Source organism: Stenotrophomonas sp. RIT309 (assembly GCF_000632045.1).
Lineage (GTDB): Bacteria > Pseudomonadota > Gammaproteobacteria > Xanthomonadales > Xanthomonadaceae > Stenotrophomonas > Stenotrophomonas indicatrix.
This window is the reverse complement of the sequence record NZ_JFYS01000013.1, coordinates 45,965-70,839: the sequence shown is the minus strand read 5'-3', so window position 1 is coordinate 70,839 and position 24,875 is coordinate 45,965. Positions and strand designations below refer to the sequence as shown.

Sequence of the window (24,875 nt, the reverse complement as noted above, 5' to 3'; positions counted from 1 at the left end):
GGCTCGTGGCTGGGGAGTTGCACGTTAGTGATTGAGTGCGCGGCCGCCCAGGCCTAAGCTTCGGGCTTTCTTGCCTATTCCTCTGGAGCCCCTGATGAGGCCGGCTGACGATCCGCTGCAACATCCGGCACAGGCACGCATGGTCGGCCTGCTGCAGGCGCTGGCCGTGGACGAGGGCTACACGCTGACGGCAGTGCCCGGGGTGCGGCTGCTGCGCTCAAACCGGCCACTGGCGCGCACGCCGGTGCTGTACGACCCCGGCATCGTGATCGTCTGCCAGGGCGTCAAGCGCGGCTATCTGGGCGGGCAGGTCTACCAGTACGACGCGCAGCACTACCTGGCAGTGTCGGTGCCGGTGCCCTTCACCATGGAGACCGAGGCCACGGCCGAGGCGCCGCTGCTGGCGATCTACCTGCATCTGGATCTGCAGCTGGCCGCAGATCTGCTGATAGAACTGGGCGAGCGCACTGCCAGCACCGAAGCGCCGGCAAGAAGCATGATGTCCAGCCCGATGCAGCCTGCGATGCAGGCCACGGTGCTGCGATTACTGGAAGCGCTGGCCGATCCATTGGAGGCCGACGTGCTGGGGCCCTCGCTGGTGCGCGAGCTGTATTTCCGGGTGCTGACCGGCGCACAGGGTGGGGCGCTGCGCGAGGCGTTGGCGATGCGCGGGCGCTTCGGCCGCATCGGCAAGGTGCTGCGGCATATTCATGCGGCCTACTCGACGGCGCTGGATGTGGATGCGCTGGCAGCGCAGGCGGAGATGAGCGTGGCCACGTTCCATGATCACTTCCGCAGCATTACCGGTACCTCGCCGATGCAGTACGTGAAGTCGACGCGGCTGCACCAGGCGCGGCTGCTGATGCTGCGGCAGGGCATGACGGCCGAGGCGGCATCGTTGGCGGTGGGGTACGCCAGCCCGTCGCAGTTCAATCGGGAGTTCAAGCGCTTGTTCGGGTTGCCGCCGGCGGCCGAGGTGGCGCGCATGCGGCGAAGTTTTGCGCTGCCGCCGGCGCCAGCCGATGCGCTGTATGTGTCTTCGCATTGACCGCTGCGCTCGCCGGGCATGGCCTGGCGCTACCAGAGACGCCCGTGTCAGGTAGCGGCGGGCCATGCCCGGCGAACGAGTCGGTTGACAGGGCGTCTACCTACTAGTAGGTTTGTACCCATGAAAGAGTCACTGTCCCCCAAGGCCCACGAGATCCTGGCCCACGCCCGTTCGCTGCTGGAAGCCGGTGGCTACAACGGTTTCAGCTATGCCGACGTGTCCGCGCGGGTGAACATCAGCAAGGCCAGCATCCACCACCATTTCCCCAGCAAGGCGGATCTGGTGCGGACGGTGGTGGAGCTGTACCGGGCAGAGGCACGGGAAGGCCTGGCGCTGCTCGACCGGCAGCTGGGCGATCCGTTGTTGGCGCTCAACGCCTACGTGGATTACTGGTCCAGCTGCATTTCCGGTGGCACCTCGTCGTTCTGCATCTGCGCGATGCTGGCGGCCGAAGCGCCGATGATCCCCGACGAGATTGCCGATGAAGTGCGCGGGCATTTCGAGGATCTGAGCGGCTGGCTGACGATCACGCTGGAAAAGGGTGCGGCGCAGGGGCGGCTGAGGCTGCAGGGCACACCTGCGGATGAGGCCAAGGCGTTCATGGCCTCGGTGCACGGCGCGATGCTGGCCGCGCGTGGGTTTGGTGATGCGGCGACGTTCGCGGCGCTCGCACGGTTGTCGATTGCCCGGCTGGTGCCGGCGGTCTGAATGTTTCGACGAAGGCCTGCATGGAGCGGGCCTTCTTTTTTGTCCACTTAGCCTACCTACTAGTAGGTTAAAAACTCCAGCAGAGGTCGCCATGAGTCATCCGCTTTCTTCCTTGGGCATCGTGCACACCGCGATCAGCCTGGTTCCCATCGCTGCCGGCCTGTTCGGTTTCATCCGGTATCGGGCCATTGATCCGGCTACGCGCGCTGGCAAGCTCTATCTGCTGGGGTTGGTGCTGTCGGTGGTGACCTCGTTCACCGTCTCCAGCACCGGGGGCCTCAATCCTGGCCACGCGTTTGGTGTGGTGATTCTGCTGATTGCATTCGGTGGGGTGTTGGCAGCCCGGTTGCGGTTCCTGGGGCGGTTGGCGCCCTATCTGTCCACGTTCGCGCTGTCTTTCAGCTTCCTGTTGTCGTTGGTGCCGGGTGTGAATGAAACGCTGACACGCTTGCCGGTGGCGCACCCGATCGCGGCTGCGCCGTTGGCGCCGGTGATCCTGCAGACGTTGCTGGGGTGCGCGGTGGTGTTTGCGGTTGGGTTTGTGGCGCAGTGCTGGCGGATACATGCGGGCAACGCACGCGCACGCGTCTGACGCTGCAACGGACAGTCCGGATGATCAGTCCGCCAGCGGCGCTGGCGCGTCTTCGCCGTAAGTGGCGTAGGCGCTGCCACACGTCGCGTGTGCCGCCGCATTGGCAGGCAGGCCGGTGGCCTTGATGCCACGCCGGGAATCGCCCGCGAGCACCTCCACGTAGCGCTCTGCTGCCATCGTGCCGTCGGGCAGAACATAGAGCAGCACACGCTGCAGGGTGGATTGGCCATCCAGTGGCTGTGGCTGGCGGAATGCAGGAACCTGCACGCGTGCGCGATGCCATACCTGCGGTGCGGCGGCAGTCTGCCAGCGAACCTGCAGCGGCTGGTCGAAATTCAACAGCGCGACGCCGGTGGTGTGGTTGGACGCCGTGCACGCGGCGGGGGGCGCAGGAATGGGCGCGATGGCGTCGTCGCCGATGTCCAGCGTCGCGCCATTGATTTCCAGGCGCACGATCGGCGCGGCGCCGTAGTTGTGCGTCTTGAACTGCACCAGCCCTTCCACGCGGCTGCGCTCGAGCTCGTATTCGGTAGCGCCGGCCAGACGCGCCAGCGCGGGGGCAACCTCGACGTGGTCTGCGTAGTGGTAGTAGAGGTGCACGATGCCTGGCCCGCCCGATGTGCCCCACACGCGGGTGAGCGCTGTGGTATCCGGATAGGACTGGCGACGCAGTGGCAGGGTGCTTGCAGTGCCTTCGGAGGGCGCGCCATAGCGGTAGCGGTCGATGCCCGGCTTCAGCCTTGCGTTGTCGTAGGGGAAGGCGTTGTCTGCATCGGATTGCGCGTTCGGATAGCGGTGGAAGGCAACGAAGCGCTCGGGGGTGTCGCCTTGCATGGGCTGGTCCGGTCCCGCGCCGGAGTAGGTGGAGGCATAGGGTGAGGTGTCCAGCCACAGTGCATGGCCACTGAGGTTGATGTGCGTTTCTGCGATGGCCGCACGTGAGCCACCGGTGGCGGTATCCAAGCGCCCGCGCAGTGAATCACCCAGCGGATAGATGAGCAGGGCGAGGACAGTGGGCACGAACATCAGGGCATGCACCCGGCCCGGCACGTGCCCGCGCTCGCGCACCATGTAGCGGCCCCAGGCCAGCAGGAGCAGCACCAGCAGCGGCACCCCGATCCACAGCGCAAGGGTGATCAACGCCACCACGCCCCAGCCGAGATTCGGGGTGCAGACCGCGATCAGGCCAAGCGCGGCGAGCAGGCTGGCCAGGACCAGCGAGACGCCGATACCGAAGCGGTAGTTCCTGTACGGGGTAGCAGTCATCACCGTTTCATCGGCAGGCCAGGGCGTGCCTGCATCTTGCCGGTTGGGTGGCTGTGTGGAAAGACGGAGGTGCTGTCAGCAGCCCACCAGCCGGTCGGCGCTGAGGCCACTGCGGTGCTGGTTGCGGTATTCGATGGGACTGGCATCGACCATGCCGCGGAAGTGCCGGCGGAACGATTCCTGCGAGCCGAACCCCGCCTGTTCGGCCACCCATTGCAGCGGACGGTCGGTGGTTTCCAGCAGTTCGCGTGCATAGGCCACGCGTTCACGGATGAGCCAATCGATGGGCGACAGGCCGGTGGCTTCCAGGAACTGCCGCTGCAGGGTGCGCTGGCTGAGTGCTGCCTGTTCGGCCAGGCTGCCCAGCGAATGCGGCTCGCGCAGGTTGCGGCGCATCCATTCCATCAGTTTCGCCAGCCGCGTGGGCTCGCCCAGCGGAATCGCGCGGCTGACCCGCTGGCTGCGTTCGGCATCACGCCAAGGTGCCAGCACCAGCCGTTCGGCCACCAGATTGGCCACGCGCGCGCCGTAATCCTTGCGCACCATGTGCAGCATCATGTCCATGCCGGTGGCCGAGCCGGCCGAGGTGATGATGCTGCCGGCGTCCACGTACAGCACATCGTCGCGCACGTGGATGCGCGGAAATTCGCGCGCCAGCGTTTCGGTGAGGCGCCAGTGGGTGGTGGCCTGGCGGCCATCGAGCAAACCGGCCCAGGCGAGCACGAATGCACCGGAGCAGATGGACGTGATGCGTGCGCCGCGCGCATGGGCGCGGGTGAGGGCATCAAGCAACGCCTGCGGCGGGCGCTCGCTGGGTTCGCGCCAACCGGGAATGACGATGATGTCGGCGTCGTCGACGGCGCTCAGATCGTAGGGCAGCTGCACCTGCGCGCTGCCGAGCATGCGCAGTGCACCGGGTTCGCCAGCGCAGAGCTGGGTGCGGTACCAGGCCACGCCCAGTTCAGGGCGGATGGGTGCGAACAGGCCGACCGCGCAGCCGAATTCGAACAGGCCCTGGCCGTGGCAGGCCACGATGGCGACGGTGGGCGCGGTCGGATCGGCAGGCAGGGTGGGCATGGCTTGATGCTACCGATGAAGGTGCCTGCGCCAGCGTGTCGTGGCGGCATGAGGTGATGCCAGTGCGGCATATGGCCGGTGGCGGGTTTCCGTTGGCGCCGGACGCGCGCACGTTGCTGCGTAAGGTCATTACCAGCAGTCATGTGGCTGGCGCGATGTGACGGTCACATGACGCGATATCCGCTGTTGCGTGTTGGGCGTGGGCTCTTGAATGGAGGCGTGTCTCCGGCCCACCCCCACGAGCCCCCATGCCTGCTGCCCACATTCCTGCGCTGTCCACGCTCTCCCTGCTGATTGCCGCCACTCTTGCCGCTGCCCCGGCGTATGCGGCTGAGGCCGATGCACCGTCGGCGGCCACTGCTACTTCTGCCAACCTTGCCGCGTCCACGCTGGATGCGGTGGTGGTGACCGGTTCACGCACCAGCACGCGCACGGTGAAGAACAGCTCGACACCGATCGACGTGATTTCCGCCGAGGACCTGGCCGCGACCGGCCAGGCCAACCTGCTGGAAGCGCTGCAGCGCAGCCTGCCATCGCTCAGCCAGATCGGCGGTTACCAGAGCGACCAGGAAAGCCTGATCCGCGGTTACCAGCTGCGCAACCTGTCGCCGGGTTACACGCTGGTGCTGGTGAACGGCAAGCGCCGCAACGCCAGCGCGTATGTCAGTGGCGCCAACGGTGGCGGCTATCCCGGCCACGCCTGGGCCGATCTGGCGCTGATTCCGGTGTCGGCCATCGACCATGTGGAGGTGCTGCGCGACGGCGCTTCGGCCATTTATGGTTCGGACGCGATCACCGGAGTGATCAACGTGATCCTGAAATCGCAGGCGCACGGTGGCGATGTGTCGGTGGAGAGCGGGCAGAGCACCGATGGCGACGGCAGCCGCACCAGCGTGCGCGCCAACATCGGCCTGCCGTGGGGTGAGGACGGCTTCATCAACCTGTCCGGCGAGAGCACGCGCCAGCACCATGCGATCCGTACGCGACGCTACATCGACGGCTACCTGAGTTATCCCGCCGTGGATGGCAACGGCAACCTGGTGGCGCTGCGTCCAAACAACCGCTTGCCGGCTGGAGCGACGCCGAACCCGGCCGAGGCCGGGCGCGATGCCGAGGCCAACATCATCCTCAGCTCGCCGTCGTATGCGCTGAAGGCCTTCGCGGTGAACGTGGGCCATGGCCTGGGCGAGAACGCCCAGTTCTACGCCAATGCGACCGCCAGCGACCGCACCGCGCAGGCGATCCAGAACTTCCGCCTGCCGGCAACGATCTTCACCACCTACAAGGCGCCGGGCGTGCTGAGCGTGTTTCCCGATGGCTTCCTGCCGGTGCTGGAAACCAAGGAGAAGCAGTACACCGGCACGGCTGGGGTGAAGGGCCAGGTTGCGGGGTGGGACTACGACTTCAGCCTGACCGGCAACCGCAACACGGTGCGCACCTACACCCGCAATTCGGTGAACTACTCGCTGCCGTACCCGGGCTCGCCGACCGACTTCTATGACGGCAAGCTGGATTACCAGCAGGGCATCGCCAACCTTGATCTGCGTCGCGGCTTCGAGGTGGCGGCCTTCGCATCGCCACTGGAAGTGAGCGCCGGTGCCGAGTACCAGCACGAACAGTACGAACGCGGGGCAGGGCAGTGGGAGTCGTACACTGGCTTTGGTGCGGCTGCCTTTGTTGGCTACTCCACTGCCGATGCGGTGAAGGCCACCCGCAACAGCAAGGCGGTGTACGCCGGTGCAGCGACCAACATCACGTCGCGCTGGTACCTGGACGCCGCCGCGCGCTGGGAAGACCACTCGGACTTCGGCACGGTGTCGACCGGTCGGTTGACCACGCGCTTCGACGTCACCGATGCGCTGGGCGTACGTGCCACGGTCAGCAATGGCTTCCACGCGCCGAGCCTGGGCGCGCAGTTCTACCAGGCCACCGGCAGCTGCCCGTGCGGTACCACGCTGGTGGCGCAGGTCGCTTCGCCGGCAGCAGTGGCGCTGGGCGCTACGCCACTGAAGCCGGAGAAGGCCACCAACTACAGCCTCGGCGTGACCTGGGACCCGAGTCCGGCATTCCATCTGGCGGTGGATGCGTACCAGATCGACATCCGTGGCCAGCTGGGCCAGTCCAGCCAGATCGGCTACAACGCGCAGGACCCGGCGCGGGTGACCGACAACAGTGGCACCGTGCTGACCGCCGCGCAGAAGAACACCATCGACGCGCTGCTGGGCACGGCCGGCATCAGCATCCTGCCCGGTGATGCGTTCTATGCCAGCTACTTCACCAACGTGGGCGACACCCGCACGCGCGGCGTGGAGCTGACCCTGGAAGCCAACCAGGAAACGCAGTGGGGCAAGCTGCGCTGGAGCTACGCGGCCAACGTGGGTCGCACCACCATCCAGAAGGTGAGCGCGATTCCGCAGGTGTTGCAGGGACTGCCGAACATCAACCTGCTGACCAAATCCAGTGAGTACGCGCTGCGCTTCCGCACGCCGTCGTACACGCAGGTGGCGGGGCTTGGCTGGCAGAACGGGCGCTGGCGTTCGAACGTGGACTTCACCTACTACGGCCCGATCAAGCGCCTGAACAACGGCGTGGAGTACAAGCAGCCGCCGGTGCTGGTGACCAACCTGTCCGGTGGCGTAGAGCTGGGCGCGGGCTGGAGCGCGGCGCTGGGCATCAACAATCTGTTCGACAAGCGCACCCGCAAGGTGCCCGCGTACGCACGCAGCGCCACCGATGTGGCAAGCATCGAGACCACCTGGGACAGCGGTGATGTGCTGAGCAACGTCGGGACGTTCTGGTACGGGCGCGTCAATTACCGGTTCTGAGGTTCATGTGAAACGTCGCCGGGCATGGCCCGGCGCTACCGAGGAGGGGTCATGTCTTCTGTATTGAAGGTGGTTGCATTGGTGGGGTCGCCGACTAGTTCGGCGACGTCGCGCACGTTGCTGCTGGTGCGGCATCTGCTGGAAGAACTGCGTGAGCGGATCAACATCAGCGTGGAGCTGGTCGAGCTGGCGCCGATCGCGCGCTCGCTGGGGCAGGCGCTGCAGCGTAGTGAAGTGGAGCCGCAGGTGGAGCGCGCGCTGGCCACGATTGAATCTGCACAGCTGCTGGTGGCGGCCGCGCCGGTGTATCGCGGGTCCTATCCGGGCCTGTTCAAGCACCTGATCGACTTCATCGGGCTGGACGCGCTGGTGGATACGCCAGTGCTGCTGGCGGCTACTGGTGGCAGTGAGCGCCACGCGCTGGTGATCGATCATCAGCTGCGTCCACTCTTCAGCTTCCTGCAGGCGCATACGTTGCCGATCGGGGTGTATGCCACGCCGGCCGACTTCGACGGCGACCGGATCAACAGCGCTGCACTGCAGGCACGCATCCAATTGGCGGCCGAGCGTGCGGCGGGACACGTGGCGCACGTGGCGGCGGCGCTGCCTGCGCCGCTGCGCAGGATCGCCTAGGACGTGGCGGTGCAGCTGCGGCACCTGGCGTTCCTCACGCCCGGGAGCTATCTGCCGGAACAACCACGCGCGGGCCTGGACGCGACGTTGGCGCTGATCGCGTTTGCCGAACAGCTGGGCTATGACGGCGCGTGGGTGCGCCATCGGCACCTGGAACCGGGCATCAGCTCGGCAGCGGTGTTCCTGGCGGCGGCCAGCCAGCACACAACGCGCATCGAACTGGGCAGTGCGGTCATCCAGCTGGGCTACGAAACACCGTTCCGCCTGGCCGAGGATCTGTCATTGCTGGATGCGCTGGCCGGTGGCCGGCTGCAGGTAGGCGTCAGTACTGGCGCGCCGCCGCACGGGGAGCTGGTAGGGCCTTTGCTGTACGACAGCGACCCTGCGCGCATCGACTTTTCCCATGGCCGGGTGGCGCGGTTGCTGGAAGCGCTGCGTGGTGAACCGTTAGGCGCCGCCGATGCCGAAGTCGGCAACGCCGCCACGCGCTATCGCCCGCGTCTGCAGCCACATGCGCCGGGGCTGGTGGACCGGGTCTGGTATGGCGCCGGCTCTCTGCAGTCGGCGCGTTCTGCGGGTGAGCAGGGGCTGCATCTGCTGCTGGGCAACGTCAACCGTGCCGAGCTGAGTGATGACTTCTTTGGCGCCCAGCTGCAGCACCTGCAGGCCTATCGTGCGGCATTGCCAGTGGGCAGTCTGCGCCGGGTGGCGGTGGGGCGGGTGCTGGTGCCCACCGAGGGTGTGGATGCGGCCACGCGGCAGCGGATCGAGGCCTTCAGTACGCAGCGGCATGCGCGCACCCTGGCCCCGCAAGGGCCGCGACGCACGATGTTCGCACCCGACGTGGTCGGCAGCACGGCGCAGATCATCGCGCGGTTGCAGGCCGATCCGCTGCTGCAGCAGGTGGACGAGCTGCGGGTGGAGCTGCCATATGAACTGCCCGAGCAGGACTACCGGCGCATCCTCACCACGGTGATCGAGGACATCGCGCCGGCGCTGGGCTGGCGCGCACCTGCGCAAGCGGCGTGATGCCGCCCGCGCCCATAACGGCCGGCAGTCTGCTTATTGCCAACCTGCATCTGCATGGCCGGATCCGACCGTGGATTGTCGAGTTCCGGCGCTGGCATCGGGCCGTCCTTCTCTAGCATCGATATCGAAGCGGCAGTGCATTGCCGGCCCCTACGAGGACGATCCCGTGGCTGTAGACGCAACCCACAAACCCATCCTGTTCCTGCTGGACCGCGAGTTCGAGGACGGCCAGCTGCCCGGCCAACGCTTCTTCTGCCGGCACAGCCTGCTGCTGGAAGGTGCGCTGTCGAGCATCGAGGGCCTGGACGCACAGCTGGATGTGCGCCGCATCGGCTTCAGCCGGCCGCGCCGCGAGGTGATCGCCGAGATCGGTGAGCAGGACCAGTCGCTGCCGAAGCTGGTGCTGCCGCAGGGCGTGGTCAACGAGCACGCCAGTGGCGAGTACCAGCAACGCCAGTACATCTCCGGTGCCGAGCCGATCCTGGCGGCACTGAATGGCCTGCTCGGCATTCCCGTGGCCCATCCCTGAGCGAGGACGTGACGATGAGCTACCTCACCAGCGTGTTGGACAAGAGCCCAGTGGCCGACGGCAGCACGCCCGAACAGGCGCTGCGCAACAGCCTGCAATTGGCGCAGCGCGCCGAGCAACTGGGTTACCACCGCTACTGGTTTGCCGAACACCATGCCGCGCCGGCGCTGGCGAGCCCGGCACCGGAAGTACTGGCGGCGTGGGTGCTGGCGCAGACCCGGCGCATCCGCATCGGCAGTGGCGGGGTGATGCTGCGCCACTACGCCCCCTACAAGGTGGCCGAGAATTTCAATCTGCTGGCCGCCCTTGCGCCCGGACGCGTGGATCTTGGCGTGGGCAAGGCGCCGGGTGGTCTGCCGGCATCGACTGCCGCACTGGCCGCCGGTCGCCCGCCGTTCGCCGATTTCGACCAGCAGCTGCGCGACTTGGAAGGATATCTGTCTGATACGCAGGCTGATGCGAAGGCGCGGCCGATTCCGCAGACGGCGCCGGAGCGCTTCCTTCTGGGTGCAAGCCCGCAGAGCGCGCGGCAGGCTGCGGAACTTGGCTGGCGCTTCGTGTATGCCGCGCACTTCGATGGTGACCCGAAGCACATCGAGGCCGCCTTCGAGGCTTATCGCGCGGTGTCCGCGCATGCACCGCTGCTGGCGACTGTGGCCTTCGCCGCGCCCACCAGCGAGGCCGCCGCCCGCCACATTGGCGCGTTGCGTGTCTACAAGCTGCACCTGGCCCCAGGGCAGACGGTGAACCTGCCCAGTCCCGAGGCCGCTGCCGAATACGCGCGGCAGGTGGGGGTTGCTGATTTCCGCATCGAAGAGACACGCCCCAGCGTGCTCTCTGGCGATGGGCAGCATGTACGCAGCGAGCTGGATGCGCTGCACCGCCGCTTCGGCGTCGGTGAATTCATCCTCGACGCGCCGGTGGCCGACCTCGACGCACGCCTGACGTCCCTTGAACTGCTGTCGCCCGCGCCCCGCGCGGCGGTGGCCTGACTGCTGGAGCCACTCCATGAGCACGACCCCGCGTCCCATCCCCTTCGGCATCATGCTGCAGGGCCCCGGCAGCCACATGCATGCGTGGAAGCACCCGTCCAACGTGCCCGATGCCAGCGTCAACCTGGGCTACTACATCGACATCGCGCGTACCGCCGAGGACAACGGCATTGCCTTCGGCTTCGTTGCCGACGGGCTGTACATCAACGAGAAGTCGATCCCGCATTTCCTCAACCGCTTCGAGCCGATCTCGCTGCTGTCGGCGCTGGCGACGGCGACGAAGAAGATCGGCCTGGCCGGCACGCTCTCCACCTCGTACAGCGATCCGTTCACCGTGGCGCGCCAGTTCGCCTCGCTGGATCTGCTCAGCGGTGGCCGTGCAGGGTGGAACGTGGTGACCTCGCCGCTGGAAGGCTCGGGACGAAACTACGGGCGTCCGCATCCGGAACACGCGCTGCGTTACCAGATTGCCGATGAGTACCTGGAGGTGGTGCAGGGCCTGTGGGATTCGTGGGATGACGATGCGTTCGTGCGTGACCGCGACAGCGGCACGTTCTTCGCGCCGGAGAAGTTCCGCCGCCTCGACCACAAGGGCCGCTTCTTCCAGGTGGAAGGCCCGCTCAACATCCAGCGCTCGCCGCAGGGGCAGCCGGTGATCTTCCAGGCCGGATCGTCGGACGATGGCATTGCGCTGGCCGGCAAGTACGCCGATGCAGTATTCACCCACGCGCCGTCGCTGGAGGAGACCCGCGCGTTTACCCAAAAGGTGAAGAACTCGGCGATCGCCCATGGCCGCAGCGCCGGTGACGTCAAGATCTTCCCGGGCATTGGCCCGATCGTTGGCCGTACGGCGGAAGACGCCGAGGCCAAGTACCAGGCGATTGCCGCGCTGGCCGGGCTGGACGATGCCCTGGCGTATCTCGGCCGCTTCTTCGACCACCATGATTTCAGCCAGTACGACCCGGATGCACCGTTCCCGGAGCTGGGTGACATCGGCGCCAATTCCTTCCGCTCCACCACCGACCGCATCAAGCAGGACGCGCGCGAGCAGGGCCTGAGCCTGCGCCAGGTGGCACTGCAGGCGGTGAGCCCGCGGCCGAACTTCATCGGCACGCCGGAACATGTGGCCGACGAACTGATCCGCTGGTTCGACGCCGGCGCCAGCGATGGCTTCATCCTCGGCTTCGCCGCGCAGCGCGAAGGCCTGGATGATTTCGTAACGCTGGTGCTGCCCCTGCTGGAAGCACGCGGTTACCACCGCAGTGCGCTGGAAGGACAGACCCTGCGCGACCACCTGGGCCTGCCACGCAAGGCAAGCCGTTACAGCACCGACGCCGAGCCGGCGCGGAAGGTGGGATAAGGCGATGAATGTCCTGCATCGGCCGTTGTTGGATGGGACCCCCGCCGGGCATGGCCCGGCGCTACTGGTCCCGGAAGCCCGGCGCGAGCCTGTGGCGGGCGTGTTGCCCGAAATCGCGGCACGTGCCGAACAGGCCATCGCGATCCGCCACGACCTGCACCAGCACCCGGAACTGGCCTTCGAAGAGCACCGCACCAGCGCCCGCGTGGCCGAGCTGCTGCAGCAATGGGGCTACGCGGTCAGCACCGGCATCGGTGGCACCGGCGTGGTCGGTACGCTGCAGCGCGGGCAGGGCCGTCGCCGGCTGGGTCTGCGCGCCGACATCGATGCGCTGCCGATCCATGAAGAATCCGGGCTGGCCTATGCCAGCCAGCGCGAAGGCCTGATGCACGCCTGCGGCCACGATGGCCACACCGCCATCCTGCTCTCGGCTGCCCACTACCTTGCGCACCACGGACGTTTCGATGGCACCTTGCAGCTGGTGTTCCAGCCGGCCGAGGAAACCGGCTCGGGTGCTTCGAAGATGATCGCCGATGGCCTGTTCGAGCGCTTTCCGGTCGATGCCATCTATGGCCTGCACAACTGGCCGGGCGTGCCGGTGGGGCACTTCGGCTTCGTCGACGGACCGGCGATGGCCTCGGTGGACTGGGCGCGTCTGCGGGTGATCGGCAAGGGCGGCCACGGCGCCGAGCCGCAGGGCAGCGTCGATCCGATCCTGGCTGCCGCGCACATCATCACCGCGCTGCAGAGCGTGGTGTCGCGCAATGTCGATCCGCGGCAGATGGGCGTGGTCACCGTCGGCTCGATCCATGGTGGGCAGGCGGCCAATGTCATCCCCGATGTGGTGGAGCTGAAGCTGACCGTGCGCGCCTACCTGCCGGCGGTGCGCGATACGCTGCGCCGGCGGGTGACCGAACTTGCCGAGCAGACCGCCGCTGCCTTCGGTGCGCGTGCCGAGATCGAATTCCCGCGCGGCTTCCCCAGCGTGATCAACCACCCCGAGCAGACGGCCTACGTCCGCGAGGTGGCGGTACAGGGGTTCGGTGCAGGGCAGGTGGTGGAGGCCTTCGCACCGCGTACCGCCAGCGAGGACTTCGCCTTCCTGCTGCAGGCGCGGCCGGGCAGTTTCGTGTTCGTCGGCAACGGTGACAGCGCGCCGCTGCACAGCCCGCGCTATGTGTTCAACGACGCGGCCATCGCCCCGGCGGCCAGCCTGTGGGCGCGTCTGGCCGAGCACTATCTGGTGGAGGACGTGGCATGAGCGTGCGGTACGACAACGATCGCTTCCTGTACACCTCGGTGGACGACCCGATGGCGCGCCCGTTGTTCGACGGCCTGGAGCAGGAGTACGACCACCGCTATGCGGACGTGCGCCGGCGTATCGGTGGCAGTGCGCGCGAGGAACTGCAGCGCTATCCGGCCGAAGCCTTCGCTGCCCCGGTCGGTGCGTTCGTGCTGCTGCTGCGCGACGGCGTGGCGATTTCCGGCGGCGCGTTCATGCCGCATCGCGATGAGGACACCGCAGAGTTCAAACGCATCTGGACGCTGCCTGGCCTGCGTCGGCAGGGCATCGCCCGGCGCGTGCTGCAGGAACTGGAAGACCAGGCTGCACGGCAGGGCTATCGGCGCGTGTTCCTGACCACCGGCTTCCGCCAGCCCGAGGCGGTCGGCCTGTACCTCAGCCACGGCTACACCGCGTTGTTCGATCTGCATGCGGACCCGGAAACCATCGCGCATCTGCCGTTCGAGAAACACCTGGTTCCACAGCCACAGCCACAGGCGGGCGACGCAGCCGCCCTCGCACTGCATGGAGCGGCGGCATGAGTACGCCTTCCACTGCCATCGAGGGCATTGTCCGCCAGCCGGCCACGGCGCTGAAGATCGTGCCGGCGCGGCATCCGTTGCAGGTGATCGGCACGGTGTTGGCACTCGCGCTGATCCTGATCGGCCTGCAGTCGGTGCTGGGCAATCCGCGCTGGGGCTGGGGCACGTTCGCCGAGTGGTTCTTTGCCCGGCCGGTACTGGAAGGCTTGGGGCGAACGCTGCTGCTGACCGCACTCGGTACCGGCCTCGGCTTCGCGCTGGGCACCTTGCTGGCCTTGGCCCGCGTCTCCGGTTCACCGCTGTTGTCGGCGGTGTCGTGGGGGTACGTGTGGCTGTTCCGTTCGATTCCGCTGCTGGTGCTGTTGCTGCTGCTGAACAACCTGGGCTACCTGTACAGCACCATCGAACTGGGCGTTCCATTCACCGGCATCAGCCTGTTCTCGTACCCGACCACGCAGCTGATCGGCGTGTTCACTGCCGCCGTGCTCGGCCTCACCTTGAACCAGGCGGCGTTCTCGGCCGAGGTGATCCGTGGTGGCATCCTGTCGGTCGACCACGGCCAGTACGAGGCGGCCGCAGCGTTGGGCCTGCCGCGTGGGCGCCAGGTGCGCCGCATCATCCTGCCGCAGGCGATGCGTTCGATCCTGCCTGCAGCGTTCAATGATGTGATCGGCCTGGCCAAGAGCACCTCGGTGGTCTACGTGCTGGCGTTGCCGGAGCTGTTCTACACCGTGCAGGTGATCTACCGGCGCAACCTGGAGGTGGTGCCGCTGCTGATGGTGGCCACGGTCTGGTACCTGGTGATCCTGACGGTGCTTTCGCTGCTGCAACGACGGGTGGAGCAGCGCTTTGCCCGCGGCCAGCTGCAGCACGAGCGCAACGTGTCGCGGGTATCGTCTGCAGCACCGCGGGCGGCGGCGACCGCTGCACGCGTGCCCAGCCGTGCGGCATTTGCCGTGCCGATCGAGGCCGGAACAGGCGCGGCTGTGTCCCTGCAGGGGGTGGGCAAGGCCTTCGGCGAGCAGACGGTGCTTGATGACGTGCATCTGGAATTGAGGGCCGGTAGCGTGACCGTACTGATTGGTCCGTCCGGTGCGGGCAAGTCCACGCTGCTGCGGCTGATCAATCACCTGGAGCGTGCTGACAGCGGCTTCGTCACCGTGGGCGGCCAGCTGATCGGTTACCGCCGCGACGGCGACACCCTGTACGAGCTGCCGGAAGGTGAGATCCGCCGTCGCCGCGCGGAAGTCGGCATGGTGTTCCAGGGCTTCAACCTGTTCCCGCACATGACCGCACTGGAGAACATCATCGAAGCACCGATCGCGGTGCGCGGCATTTCGCGCGCCCAGGCCGAGCAGCAGGCACGCACCCTGCTGGAGCGGGTGGGGCTGGCCGACAAGGCCGATGCTTTCCCGCGCCAGCTGTCTGGCGGCCAGCAGCAGCGTGTGGCCATCGCCCGCGCGCTGGCCCTGCAGCCGAAGGTACTGCTGTTCGACGAGCCGACCTCCGCGTTGGACCCGGAGCTGGTGTCGGAGGTGCTGAGCGTGATCGAGGAACTGGCCAGTTCCGGCACCACGCTGGTGATCGTCACCCACGAACTGGGCTTCGCCCGCCGCGTGGCCGACCACGTGGTGATGATGGACCAGGGCCGGGTGATCGAGCAGGGCACGCCGGACGCGCTGTTTGAGCACCCGCGCCAGCAACGCACGGCCGACTTCCTGGCCAAGACCCTGTAACTCCCTTTCGAGAACCGCCATGAGCCCAGCATCGCAGCGACGTCCCGCACGCAGCACCCTGTTGATCATCGGTGTGCTGGTCATCGGCATTGCCGGCATCGTCTATTCGCGCGTGCGCCAGGGCCCCGACGGCGTGCCCGTTGCGGCGACCTCGCTGGCGGCCAGCAACGCGCAGATACTGAAGGGCATGCCCGATCCGAAGGCGCAGGCGCTGATTCCGGCCGGCTATCGCTTCGTCACCCCGGGCGCGTTCACCATCGCCACCCATCCCGGCCAGCTGCCATTGGCCGACTACGGTGCCGACAGCAAGGAAGTGGTGGGCGTGGAGCCGGACATCGCGCGGTTGATCGCCGATGGCCTGGGCCTGAAGCTGGTGGTGGTGCCGGTGGCCTGGGCCGACTGGCCGTTGGGGCTGGAATCGGGCAAGTACGATGCGGTGCTTTCGAACGTGACGGTCACTGAAGAACGCAAGAAGAAGTTCGATTTCTCCAGCTATCGTTTCGACCTGCTGGGCATCTACACCCGCACCGATGGCCCGATCCAGAAGATCGGCACACCGGCCGACATTGCGGGGCTGAAAGTGGTGGTGGGGGCCAGCACCAACCAGGACCAGATCCTGCGCCAATGGGACAAGCAGAACATCGCCGCAGGCCTGAAACCGGTGGAGTACCAGTACTTCGATGATGCGGTGATCGGGCGGTTGGCAGTGATCACCGGCCGCGCCGACGTGTCGTTCGAGCCGAATGCCACCGGCGCCTACTCGGCGCGCGATGGCAAGGTGCGCCGGGTCGGCCTGTTCCCGGGTGGCTGGCCGGACGCAGCGGCGATTTCGGTGACCACCCGAAAGGGCAGTGGCCTGGCCGATGCGGTGACCCAGGCATTGAACACCCAGATCAGCAGCGGTACCTACGCGAAGGTGCTGGCGCGCTGGAATGTGGCCGAAGAAGCGGTGCCGCAGTCGCAGACCAATCCGCCGGGGTTGCCGGGGTTCTAGCGATGCCGCTTGGTAGGCGTCGAGCTTGCTCGACGGAAGGCGTGCCGACCAAGGTCGGCATCTACCGGAGGGCGTGCCAACCAACGGTTAGCACCCACCAGAATGCGAGGCAGGGCTGCCGACCAAGGTCGGCCTCTACCGGGGTCAGGGCTGCCAATCGATGTGTTCCAGGCGGGCGCCTCCATTGCCGTGAAAGAAACTGATCGCGGCGAAGCACGCCTCGATGCCGATGCACCACGCCAGGGGATAGCCATCCACCTGGCCATTGTCGAGCCGGAAATAAGCGTTGCCGGCGCGGTGTTCGTTTCCGCAGGAGTGGAAGCCGCCGTCGCCGGGCTCGCGCAGGTACATCAGCCATGCATGCTCGGCATTGCGCAGCATGCACAGCGATGGACCGTCGGGCACCGATGCCCACAGCTCGAACTGGGGCATGGATGCGGCCAGCGCCAGTGCGCTGGCCAGCTGATCGTCGGTAGCGGCGGCGACAGGGCTGCCATCGAGTAGAAGTTCGATCACTTCGGTTCCTGCATCGGCATTACTGCCAACGTGCCTCCAGGGTGCGGAACGGGCCATCGAGCAGCACGCCATCCTTGTCGAAGTTCCGTACCGATCGCCCATCCACGCGCACGTCCTTGGGCAGGGTACGGCTGGGCCACCATACGCGTACCGGCGTGCCCTTGCGCAGCCCCTTGCCTAGCGACACGGTCAGGTTGCCGTTGCGCTGCCGCGCCTGCATCTGCAGGGTTCCATAGGCAGTGGGCAGGCGGTCCACGGCCAGGCCCTCGCCAGCGACCCAGGAAGGGGGCGTGCCCGGCAGCAGCGACAACGCGTCGTCATCCTCGCGCATCAGCATCCCGAACAGGGTGCGGCCGTATTCGGCGCCGATCCAGGTGTGCGGCATGTCGCCCAGATAGCGCGGGAAGCGCAACCGCGAGTGCACGACCTCGGCCAGCACCTGCCATTCCAGCGGCCTGCGATCGTGCAGCAGGCCCTGCAGCAGCTCGTCGGCCGCTTCGGGCTGGCCCAGGTGCACGTAGCTCAGCACGTTGCGGATTTCATACGGCGTGTAGGCATACAGCGCACCGGGCTGGTTGCGCTTGCGCACATCGTCCAGGTAGCGGGAGAAGGTGGTGCGCAGGGCCTCGGCCGGCAGCACGCTCTGCGCACCGGTGGGATCCAGCGCGATCGATACACCGGTCGGGTCGCCATCGCCGAGGTCGGCCGATGACGGAATGAAGTCGATGCCCTTCCACGCCATCGTCGCGCGGATCGAGGCGTGCAGTGCGTCATACAGCGCCTTGTACTGTTCGCGCGCCCACGTGGCGGTTTCGTGGTCGCCCAGCGATTCAGCCAACCACGCGCCGTCATGCCAGCCCTTCAGGCCCCAGTAGTCGTCCCAGTAGCTGTGGGTGGGTGAGGGATAGCCCTCGTGGCTGATCGACGGTGCAAGGATGCCGGCGAAGCGCTCCGGCGAGGGCTGGTCGGCCATGTAGCCCGGTAACAGCGTGCGTTCGCGCAGTTCCTGCAGGAAGCGCAGCGCGGCCTTTACCTTGGGCAGGTAGGCACGCACGCTTTCCGGCCCGCCATCGAGCCGGGCGACGTCGGCAACGAGGGTGACGTACTGGCCCTGGCTGTCGTACTCGATGTCCGAGCCGAAACCGGTATTGACGCTGCCATCGTCGTTGAGGATGGGCGACACCAGGCCATTGCCGTGCACGCCGTGTTCGCTGTACCAGGCCAGGTAGTCGCGTGCCACCTTGGCTTCGCCCATGCGCAGCAACACGGCCGAGGTGGCCATGCCATCGCGGATGAAGGAGCGGTTGTAGTTGCGCGGACCGGGCTGCATGGCCGGGCCGGTCTGGTTGATCAGCATGTAGGCGGCCTGTGCGCGCAGCATGTCCACCAGTGAAGGGTCGGGCAGGCGCAGGCCGACCTGGCCCAGCCGCGCCTGCCAATCGGCGGAGGCGCGGCTGGCCAGCGTGTCGAACGCCTTGTCACCGTCGCGCGGCAGCGAGGCGAGGTTGAGAGCCGGTGCTTCCGGCAGCACGCCATTGGCATCGGCGGTGGCGGTACCGAGCGGGAAGGCCACCACCACCGCGTCGCTGGCACCGGGGGCCAGGGTGACGCGGTAGCTCAACGCCGCCGCTGCCAGGCCTGCGGCATCGCTGGACTGCTGTGCGGCAGGCAGTTGTCCGCTGGCGATGGCCGTGGTGATCTCGGTGTCACCTTCGTTGCCGAAGGGGGCGGTGCCAGCGGCATCCACCGCGCTGAGTGACTGCAGCAGCGTGCGGCCATTGACGCGCACGCTGTTGCCTTCGACGGCCACCTGGCGGATCGGCGACAGGCCGCCGTTCTGCCACGGCGGATTCATCTGCATCGGTCGCACTGCGAGGGTCAGCGTGCCTTCGATGGCCGCACTGCCGGTGTTGCGCAGGCGATGGCGCACGAAGGTGACCGGTTGCCCGTCGCGCTCGATGGCAAAGGCTTCGCTGCGCAGTTCCAGCCCGGGCTGCGGTGACCACGTGGCAGACGGCATCGGCTTCCAGCCATCGCGCAGTGCGTGCTGCACCGGTTGTTCGGCGGCACCGGTCGCGCGGCCATCGGCACTGCGCCAGATCGGCTGCACCAGCGGTGCGCCCTTGTAGGCTTCGATGTTGCCGTATTCGTCGAAGATCGATTTCTGCCGGCCCGCATGCACGCCGACTGCGGTCCAGTAGGTCTGCTGCATGTGCAGCGAGGCAGGGAACAACGCGCGCTGCGCGCCACTGGCGGCGATCTGGTACCGCTTCATCGGCGTCATCACCGCCTTCGGGCCGAGCAGGCGGATGCGTTTGACCTGGGGTGCATCGCCTTCCACGGTCAGCCGCAGTGCCTGGATGTCCAGTGGCGCGTCGGCCGCCAGCCAGCTCTGCTGCCGGGTCGCCGCCTGCGCGTCGCGCGCCAGTTCGTGCCAGCGGCCCTGTGTGTCCTGCGCCTGCAGGCGTGCAGCGCCGTGCACGTTGGCCCAGTCCACCGCCAGCCCGGTGCTGGGCTGCGCACGGGGCAGGGTGATGTCGAGCGTGTGGATGCCGCCTTTGCCTGCGGGGATGGCAACCGTGCCGCCGCCCTGCCACAGCGCAGCAGACTGGGTGGCGTCCAGCCCGGTCACCCGTGCGCTGAGCGTGGTGTCGAGCGGTTCCATTTCGAAGATGGATACGCCCCAGTCGGAAGTGCGCTGCGGGCTGGCCAGGCGCAGGTAGCGGGCCTGTCGCGGCGCGAAGTACAGGGTCTCGATGCCACCCAGCGAATCGCCCATGACGTAGGCGCTCTGCCACTGCTTGCCGTCGAGCGAGGTCTGCAGCGAATAGCCCTCGGGGTTGGAGACATCCCAGGTGAGGCGTGCACCGGCCAGCATCGCAGGCTTGCCGAGATCGACCTGGAACCAGTGGCCGGGGCTGAACGCACCGCCGGTCACCGTCTTCGGATCGTTGTCGATCAGGTGGCTGATCGCCATCGCCGGAACCTGCTGCGACGACGCGCTGGCCTGCCATTGCGCGCGCGGTGGCAGGTTCTGTGCGGTGGCGGTGGCGGCCAGTGACAGGCCGAGCAGCAGGGCCGCGGCAAGGCGCCGGTTCGGCAGGCGGGGAGCGGTCCAGCGGTCAGCGCACAACGTCATTGCGAAGGCCTCACATCGGCAGGGCCCGGGAACGGGCGGGCCTACGCTAGCAAGGGATGTAACCGGTTACATGACGCGTCGCAATATTTCCCGGGCGGGTCCTGGCACGAGGTTTCATGAATGCGCGCAGATACGCTCGCGCAGCCAGCGATGTGCCGGATCGCGATGCACGCGTTCGTGCCAGAGCATCACCATCTCGAACCCAGGCACATCAATGGGCGCGGCAACCGCCTTCAAGGCCGGGTCCTGCGCGACCAGGCGCGAGGGCATCATCGCCACCAGGTCCGTGCGCAGCAGCACGCTGCGCAGGAACAGGAAGTGCGGCACCGACAGCACCACGTTGCGACGCGCGCCTACATGCGCCAACGCACTGTCGGTGCCGCCATGGAAACCGCCGCCATCCGGTGACACGATCACGTGGTCCAGCGCGCAGAACTGCTTGAGCGTCGGCCGCCGCTTCAGTCGTGGATGGTCGCGACGCCCGGCCAGTACGTAGCGTTCCTGGAACAGCGGACGATGGTGCAGGGAGGGAGGCGGGTCGGAGGTGATGTGGAGGGCGAGATCGATCTCGCCGCGTTCGCTCTGCGCCACCATCTGCGCCGGCGCCAGGCTGACCACGGCCAGGCGCGTGCCGGGTGCGCGCACGCGCAGGTCGGCCAATGCCGGCAGGACGATCGTGGTTTCGCCGAAGTCCGACGCCATGATCCGCCAGGTCTGCTTGGCCTGGGCCGGATCGAACGCCTGCACCGGTGCGACCGCACGCTGCAGTGCAGCCAGTGCGTCGGCCAATGGTTCGCGCAGCGCATCGGCACGTGCGGTGGCACGCATGCCGCGTGGCCCCGGCAGCAGCAGCGGATCATCGAACAGGTGGCGCAGGCGCGCCAGCTGCACGCTGACCGTGGGCTGGGCCAGATGCAGGCGTTCGGCCGCGCGGGTGACGTTCTGCTCTTCCAGCAAGGCCTGCAGGGTTACCAGCAGGTTGAGGTCGATGCGACGCAGGGTATTGTCCATGGCAATGCCGAGGATTGCAGGAATTCATTTCAACTATAGCGTGGCGGCACCCAACATGGCCGGCATTCCCTCCCTGGTACCACCATGAACGTTCTGCTTGTCTACGCCCACCCCGAACCCACCTCGCTCAATGGCACCCTGAAGGCCTTCACCGTCGAGCACCTGCAACGCGCCGGCCACACCGTGCAGGTGTCCGACCTGCATGCCATGCAATGGAAGGCGCAGATCGATGCCGACGATCACCCCGGGCGGGATCCTTCGGTGCCGTTCCACGCGTCACTGGATTCGCGCGACGCCTTCAGGACGGGCCGGCAGAGCGCCGACATCGCCGCCGAGCAGGAAAAACTGCGCTGGGCCGACGCGGTGATCCTGCAGTTCCCGCTGTGGTGGTTCTCGATGCCGGCCATCCTGAAGGGGTGGGTGGATCGTGTGTATGCCTATGGTTTTGCCTATGGCGTGGGCGAACATTCCGACCGGCATTGGGGCGACCGCTATGGCGAGGGCGCGATGTCCGGCAAGCGCGCGATGCTGGTGGTCACCACCGGTGGTTGGGAGTCGCATTACGGTCCGCGCGGCATCAATGGGCCGATCGACGATGTGCTGTTCCCGATCCAGCACGGCATCCTGTTCTATCCCGGCTTTGACGTGCTGCCCGCGCATGTGATCTACCGCAGCAGCCGTATCGATGAGGCGTCCTTGCCTGGCGTGCTGGAGGGGCTGGGCGCGCGGCTGGATGGGTTGGCAGGCGATCCGGTGATTGCCTACCGGCGGCAGAACGGTGGTGATTATCTGATCCCTGCACTGAGCCTGCGGCCTGAGTTGGCCGAGGGTGAGGCAGGGTTGGGAGTTCACCTGCAGGAACAGGTGCAGCCGGATCACTGACGCGGATGGCTCTGGACCCATGGCGGAGAGGCTGTAGGGTCGAAGCGACTGATCGCACCACCAAGGGTTGTCACTTGACAACCCTTGCGATCGCATCCAGACTCCGAGGGAAAGGAATGCCCCGTTCGCGCCATCCGGACAAAGACATTGAAGCTGCCCTCCGTTTCGCCGAGTCGCGTGGATGGTGGCTGCGGATCGGCGGCAGTCATGCCTGGGGACGAATGTACTGTCCCTACAACGACAAGGACTGCCGATGCGGGGAATTCTGTGTGGTGAGCGTATGGAGCACGCCCCGGAATGCCTTGAACCATGCGCGGGCCTTGTGTCGCGTTGTCGAGAACTGCAGCCGTGAGCGATGACGCAGTCGCCATCCTCCCAAGGACACATCGATGATGGAATTCACCTTCATTCTCAAATACCGTCTGCCGGATACAGGTACCGATGCTGGCTCGCTTGAGCAACGCCTTGCCGATGCCGGCTGTGATGATGCGCTGCTGGGCATTGGCAGGCCGGGCAGGTTGGCGCTTGAATTCTGCCGTCAGGCGGCCAGCGCCCGGGAGGCCGTACTTTCCGCGCTTGCAGATGTACGACAAGCCGTACCCGATGCAGAGCTGATCGAAGTCAGTCCCGATCTGGTTGGGCTGACGGATGTCGCTGATCTGCTGGGCATGTCACGACAGAACATGCGCAAGTTGCTGCTCGCGCACCCGCAGACGTTTCCGGCACCGGTGCACGAAGGCAGCGCGTCGATCTGGCATCTGGCCGATGTTCTTTCGTGGATGCAGGCGCGCGGCAGCCAGAAGGTCAGCAGCGAGCTGGCGGAGCTCGCTGCTGCGGCGCTGCAGATCAATGTGGCGAAGGAACAGGAACGGCTGGTTCAGCATCCCGGCTGAGGGTCGCTGCGCGACAGGCCGTTACAGTTGCACACGCTCCCACCAGCGCGTACCAGCGGTCGGTGATTGCATGTCCAGTGCCTCGCCCATCATCGGCGTGGCCACCGGCACGTTCTTTGCGGCAGCCAATGCGCAGATGCGTTCGAACGGTTGCTGCCACTCGTGCAGGGCCAGGTCGAAGGTGCCGTTGTGGATCGGCAGCAGCCACTTGCCACGCAGGTCCAGGTGCGCCTGCAGGGTCTGTTCGGGCTGCATGTGCACGAATGCCCACCGTTGATCGTAGGCACCGGTTTCGATCATCGTCAGGTCGAACGGACCGTACTTCTCGCCGATGGCCTTGAAGCCGTCGAAGTAGCCGGTGTCGCCGCTGAAGAAGATGCGGAAGTTGCCGTCCTGGATCACCCACGACGCCCACAGGCTGCGATCGCTGTCACCCAGGCCGCGGCCGGAGAAATGCTGGCCGGGGGTTGCGGTCAGGCGCAGGCCAGAGGCTTCGGTGGACTGCCACCAGTCCAGTTGCTCGACCTTGGCTGCATCCACGCCCCAGGCAATCAGCTGGTCGCCCACACCCAGCGGTGCGATGAAGCGCGCGGTCTTGCCGGCCAGCTTCATTACCGCCGCGTGGTCGAGGTGGTCGTAGTGGTTGTGCGAGAGGATGACGCCGGCGATCGGCGGCAGTTCGTCGATGCTGATCGGCGGCGCATGGAAGCGTGCCGGGCCCATCCATTGCACCGGTGAGGCGCGTTCGGAGAACACCGGATCGGTCAACCAGTACTGGCCGCGCAGCTTCAGCAGGATCGTCGAGTGTCCCAGGCGGAACAGGCTGCGGTCGGGCGCCGCGTCCAGGGTGGCGCGGTCCAGCGCCTGCACCGGGATGGGGTGGTCGGGCACGGTGCCCTTGGGCTTGTTGAACAGGAAGGTCCACCAGATCTCCAGGCCATCACGCAGGCCCATTGCCGGCTTCGGCAGGGCATTGCGGAACTTGCCTTCGCGGTACTGAGGTGAATCGGGGAAGTCGGGGAGGGACCAGGATTTGCAGAAGGTATAGGCGGTCACGACGAGGATTCCGAGCAGGAGGACAAGGAGCAGGCGCTTCATGGGTGACGTCCGCAGGGTACACTGCACAGTGTAGTTTCCGGATTTCAGAAAGTACACTGCTGGGTGTAAAATGGTGGCATCCGTTCAGCTGTCTGGTTCCGCCATGCCCCGTACCCCGCAACGCCTTACCGACCGCAAGCGCGAGGCCATCGTCCGCGCGGCGGTGGAAGAGTTCCGTTCGGCCGGCTACGAGGCGACCAGCATGGACCGCATCGCGGCGGTGGCTGGTGTCTCCAAGCGCACCGTCTACAACCACTTCCCGAGCAAGGAAGAACTGTTCGCGCTGATCCTGGAAGAGCTGTGGCAGAGCAGCGTGGCCAGCGTCGAGCTGCCGTACCGCGCCGACCAGCCGCTGGATGTGCAGCTGCTGCAGCTGCTGCGGCAGAAGCTGGACCTGCTGGGTGATGCCAACTTCATCGATCTGGCGCGGGTGGCGATGGCCGAGATCATCCATTCACCCGAGCGCGCGCAGGCGATCGTCTGCCGCATGGGCGAGAAGGAGAGCGGCGTCAGCGCATGGATCCGTGCGGCGATTGCCGATGGGCGGCTGCGCCAGGTCGATCCGGAATTCGCCGGCCATCAGTTGCAGGGCCTGGTGAAGAGCTTCGCGTTCTGGCCGCAGGTGACGATGGGCCAGGCGCCGCTGGCACAGGCCGAACGCACGCGCGTGGCCGAGTCGGCGGTGGCGATGTTCCTGGGCTTCTACGCGGTGTAAGCCGGCGG

23 protein-coding genes are annotated in these 24,875 nt (G+C 66.8%); 17 read left to right on the top strand and 6 right to left on the bottom strand.

What is annotated here, in order from left to right; all coding sequences use genetic code 11:
* Positions 1–94 precede the first annotated feature (94 nt).
* The 3 genes from BW38_RS11510 to BW38_RS11520 all read left to right on the top strand — a co-directional run bounded on the left by BW38_RS11510 (position 95) and on the right by BW38_RS11520 (position 2,348).
* A complete protein-coding gene (locus BW38_RS11510) occupies positions 95–1,048 on the top strand; it encodes an AraC family transcriptional regulator (RefSeq protein ID WP_032976130.1) in 954 nt (317 codons plus the stop codon).
* 120 nt (positions 1,049–1,168) lie between these two features.
* Complete coding sequence (locus tag BW38_RS11515) at positions 1,169–1,756, top strand: TetR/AcrR family transcriptional regulator (RefSeq protein ID WP_032976129.1); 588 nt, start codon at positions 1,169–1,171, stop codon at positions 1,754–1,756.
* A 91-nt stretch (positions 1,757–1,847) separates the two neighbouring features.
* Complete coding sequence (locus BW38_RS11520) at positions 1,848–2,348, top strand: hypothetical protein (RefSeq protein WP_032976128.1); 501 nt, start codon at positions 1,848–1,850, stop codon at positions 2,346–2,348.
* Positions 2,349–2,372: 24 nt separating this feature from the next.
* Here the strand turns inward: BW38_RS11520 and BW38_RS11525 are convergent, their stop codons facing one another.
* Positions 2,373–3,614, bottom strand: coding sequence for a hypothetical protein (locus tag BW38_RS11525; protein WP_032976127.1), 1,242 nt, complete (start codon positions 3,612–3,614; stop codon positions 2,373–2,375).
* Positions 3,615–3,689: 75 nt separating this feature from the next.
* On the bottom strand, positions 3,690–4,691 hold the full coding sequence (locus BW38_RS11530; RefSeq protein ID WP_032976126.1) for a helix-turn-helix domain-containing protein: 1,002 nt from the start codon (positions 4,689–4,691) through the stop codon (positions 3,690–3,692).
* A gap of 248 nt (positions 4,692–4,939) precedes the next feature.
* On the opposite strand from BW38_RS11530, the gene BW38_RS11535 reads away from it, so the two are divergent.
* The 10 genes from BW38_RS11535 to BW38_RS11580 all read left to right on the top strand — a co-directional run bounded on the left by BW38_RS11535 (position 4,940) and on the right by BW38_RS11580 (position 16,613).
* Positions 4,940–7,516: a TonB-dependent receptor gene (locus tag BW38_RS11535; protein ID WP_032976125.1), complete on the top strand. Its 2,577-nt coding sequence runs from the start codon at positions 4,940–4,942 to the stop codon at positions 7,514–7,516.
* Between the two features lie 51 nt (positions 7,517–7,567).
* Positions 7,568–8,149, top strand: coding sequence for an FMN reductase (gene msuE / locus BW38_RS11540; protein WP_032976122.1), 582 nt, complete (start codon positions 7,568–7,570; stop codon positions 8,147–8,149).
* Between the two features lie 9 nt (positions 8,150–8,158).
* The gene (locus BW38_RS11545) at positions 8,159–9,178 is read left to right on the top strand and encodes an LLM class flavin-dependent oxidoreductase (protein ID WP_051584989.1); all 1,020 of its coding nucleotides are present in this window, start codon (positions 8,159–8,161) and stop codon (positions 9,176–9,178) included.
* Between the two features lie 166 nt (positions 9,179–9,344).
* Positions 9,345–9,707: a DUF3088 family protein gene (locus BW38_RS11550; protein WP_025874933.1), complete on the top strand. Its 363-nt coding sequence runs from the start codon at positions 9,345–9,347 to the stop codon at positions 9,705–9,707.
* Positions 9,708–9,721: 14 nt separating this feature from the next.
* On the top strand, positions 9,722–10,699 hold the full coding sequence (locus BW38_RS11555; protein WP_032976120.1) for an MsnO8 family LLM class oxidoreductase: 978 nt from the start codon (positions 9,722–9,724) through the stop codon (positions 10,697–10,699).
* 16 nt (positions 10,700–10,715) lie between these two features.
* The gene (locus tag BW38_RS11560) at positions 10,716–12,059 is read left to right on the top strand and encodes an LLM class flavin-dependent oxidoreductase (RefSeq protein ID WP_032976119.1); all 1,344 of its coding nucleotides are present in this window, start codon (positions 10,716–10,718) and stop codon (positions 12,057–12,059) included.
* Between the two features lie 103 nt (positions 12,060–12,162).
* Positions 12,163–13,320 (top strand): M20 aminoacylase family protein, encoded by a 1,158-nt coding sequence (locus tag BW38_RS11565; protein ID WP_051584987.1) that lies wholly within the window; start codon positions 12,163–12,165, stop codon positions 13,318–13,320.
* Positions 13,317–13,883, top strand: a complete 567-nt coding sequence (locus BW38_RS11570; RefSeq protein WP_032976116.1) for a GNAT family N-acetyltransferase — start codon at positions 13,317–13,319, stop codon at positions 13,881–13,883. Before BW38_RS11565 ends, BW38_RS11570 begins: the two co-directional genes overlap by 4 nt.
* A complete protein-coding gene (locus BW38_RS22190; RefSeq protein WP_081323698.1) occupies positions 13,880–15,619 on the top strand; it encodes an amino acid ABC transporter permease/ATP-binding protein in 1,740 nt (579 codons plus the stop codon). Before BW38_RS11570 ends, BW38_RS22190 begins: the two co-directional genes overlap by 4 nt.
* A 19-nt stretch (positions 15,620–15,638) precedes the next feature.
* The gene (locus tag BW38_RS11580; RefSeq protein ID WP_032976115.1) at positions 15,639–16,613 is read left to right on the top strand and encodes an ABC transporter substrate-binding protein; all 975 of its coding nucleotides are present in this window, start codon (positions 15,639–15,641) and stop codon (positions 16,611–16,613) included.
* A gap of 144 nt (positions 16,614–16,757) precedes the next feature.
* Here the strand turns inward: BW38_RS11580 and BW38_RS11585 are convergent, their stop codons facing one another.
* The 3 genes from BW38_RS11585 to BW38_RS11595 form a co-directional block, all read right to left on the bottom strand.
* Positions 16,758–17,129 (bottom strand): hypothetical protein, encoded by a 372-nt coding sequence (locus BW38_RS11585; protein ID WP_025874918.1) that lies wholly within the window; start codon positions 17,127–17,129, stop codon positions 16,758–16,760.
* Positions 17,130–17,148: 19 nt separating this feature from the next.
* Positions 17,149–20,268, bottom strand: coding sequence for a discoidin domain-containing protein (locus BW38_RS11590; protein WP_032976114.1), 3,120 nt, complete (start codon positions 20,266–20,268; stop codon positions 17,149–17,151).
* Positions 20,269–20,382: 114 nt separating this feature from the next.
* The gene (locus BW38_RS11595; RefSeq protein WP_032976112.1) at positions 20,383–21,279 is read right to left on the bottom strand and encodes a LysR family transcriptional regulator; all 897 of its coding nucleotides are present in this window, start codon (positions 21,277–21,279) and stop codon (positions 20,383–20,385) included.
* 84 nt (positions 21,280–21,363) lie between these two features.
* On the opposite strand from BW38_RS11595, the gene BW38_RS11600 reads away from it, so the two are divergent.
* From BW38_RS11600 to BW38_RS11605, 3 genes are all read left to right on the top strand, one after another.
* The gene (locus BW38_RS11600; protein ID WP_032976110.1) at positions 21,364–22,161 is read left to right on the top strand and encodes an NAD(P)H-dependent oxidoreductase; all 798 of its coding nucleotides are present in this window, start codon (positions 21,364–21,366) and stop codon (positions 22,159–22,161) included.
* Between the two features lie 116 nt (positions 22,162–22,277).
* On the top strand, positions 22,278–22,520 hold the full coding sequence (locus BW38_RS22165; protein ID WP_080148987.1) for a hypothetical protein: 243 nt from the start codon (positions 22,278–22,280) through the stop codon (positions 22,518–22,520).
* A 33-nt stretch (positions 22,521–22,553) separates the two neighbouring features.
* The gene (locus BW38_RS11605; RefSeq protein ID WP_032976164.1) at positions 22,554–23,054 is read left to right on the top strand and encodes a DNA-binding protein; all 501 of its coding nucleotides are present in this window, start codon (positions 22,554–22,556) and stop codon (positions 23,052–23,054) included.
* 21 nt (positions 23,055–23,075) lie between these two features.
* On the opposite strand, the gene BW38_RS11610 is transcribed toward BW38_RS11605, so the two are convergent.
* Positions 23,076–24,152, bottom strand: a complete 1,077-nt coding sequence (locus BW38_RS11610) for an MBL fold metallo-hydrolase (protein WP_032976108.1) — start codon at positions 24,150–24,152, stop codon at positions 23,076–23,078.
* Between the two features lie 103 nt (positions 24,153–24,255).
* On the opposite strand from BW38_RS11610, the gene BW38_RS11615 reads away from it, so the two are divergent.
* A complete protein-coding gene (locus BW38_RS11615) occupies positions 24,256–24,867 on the top strand; it encodes a TetR/AcrR family transcriptional regulator (protein WP_032976163.1) in 612 nt (203 codons plus the stop codon).
* The last annotated feature ends 8 nt before the right edge of the window (positions 24,868–24,875 follow it).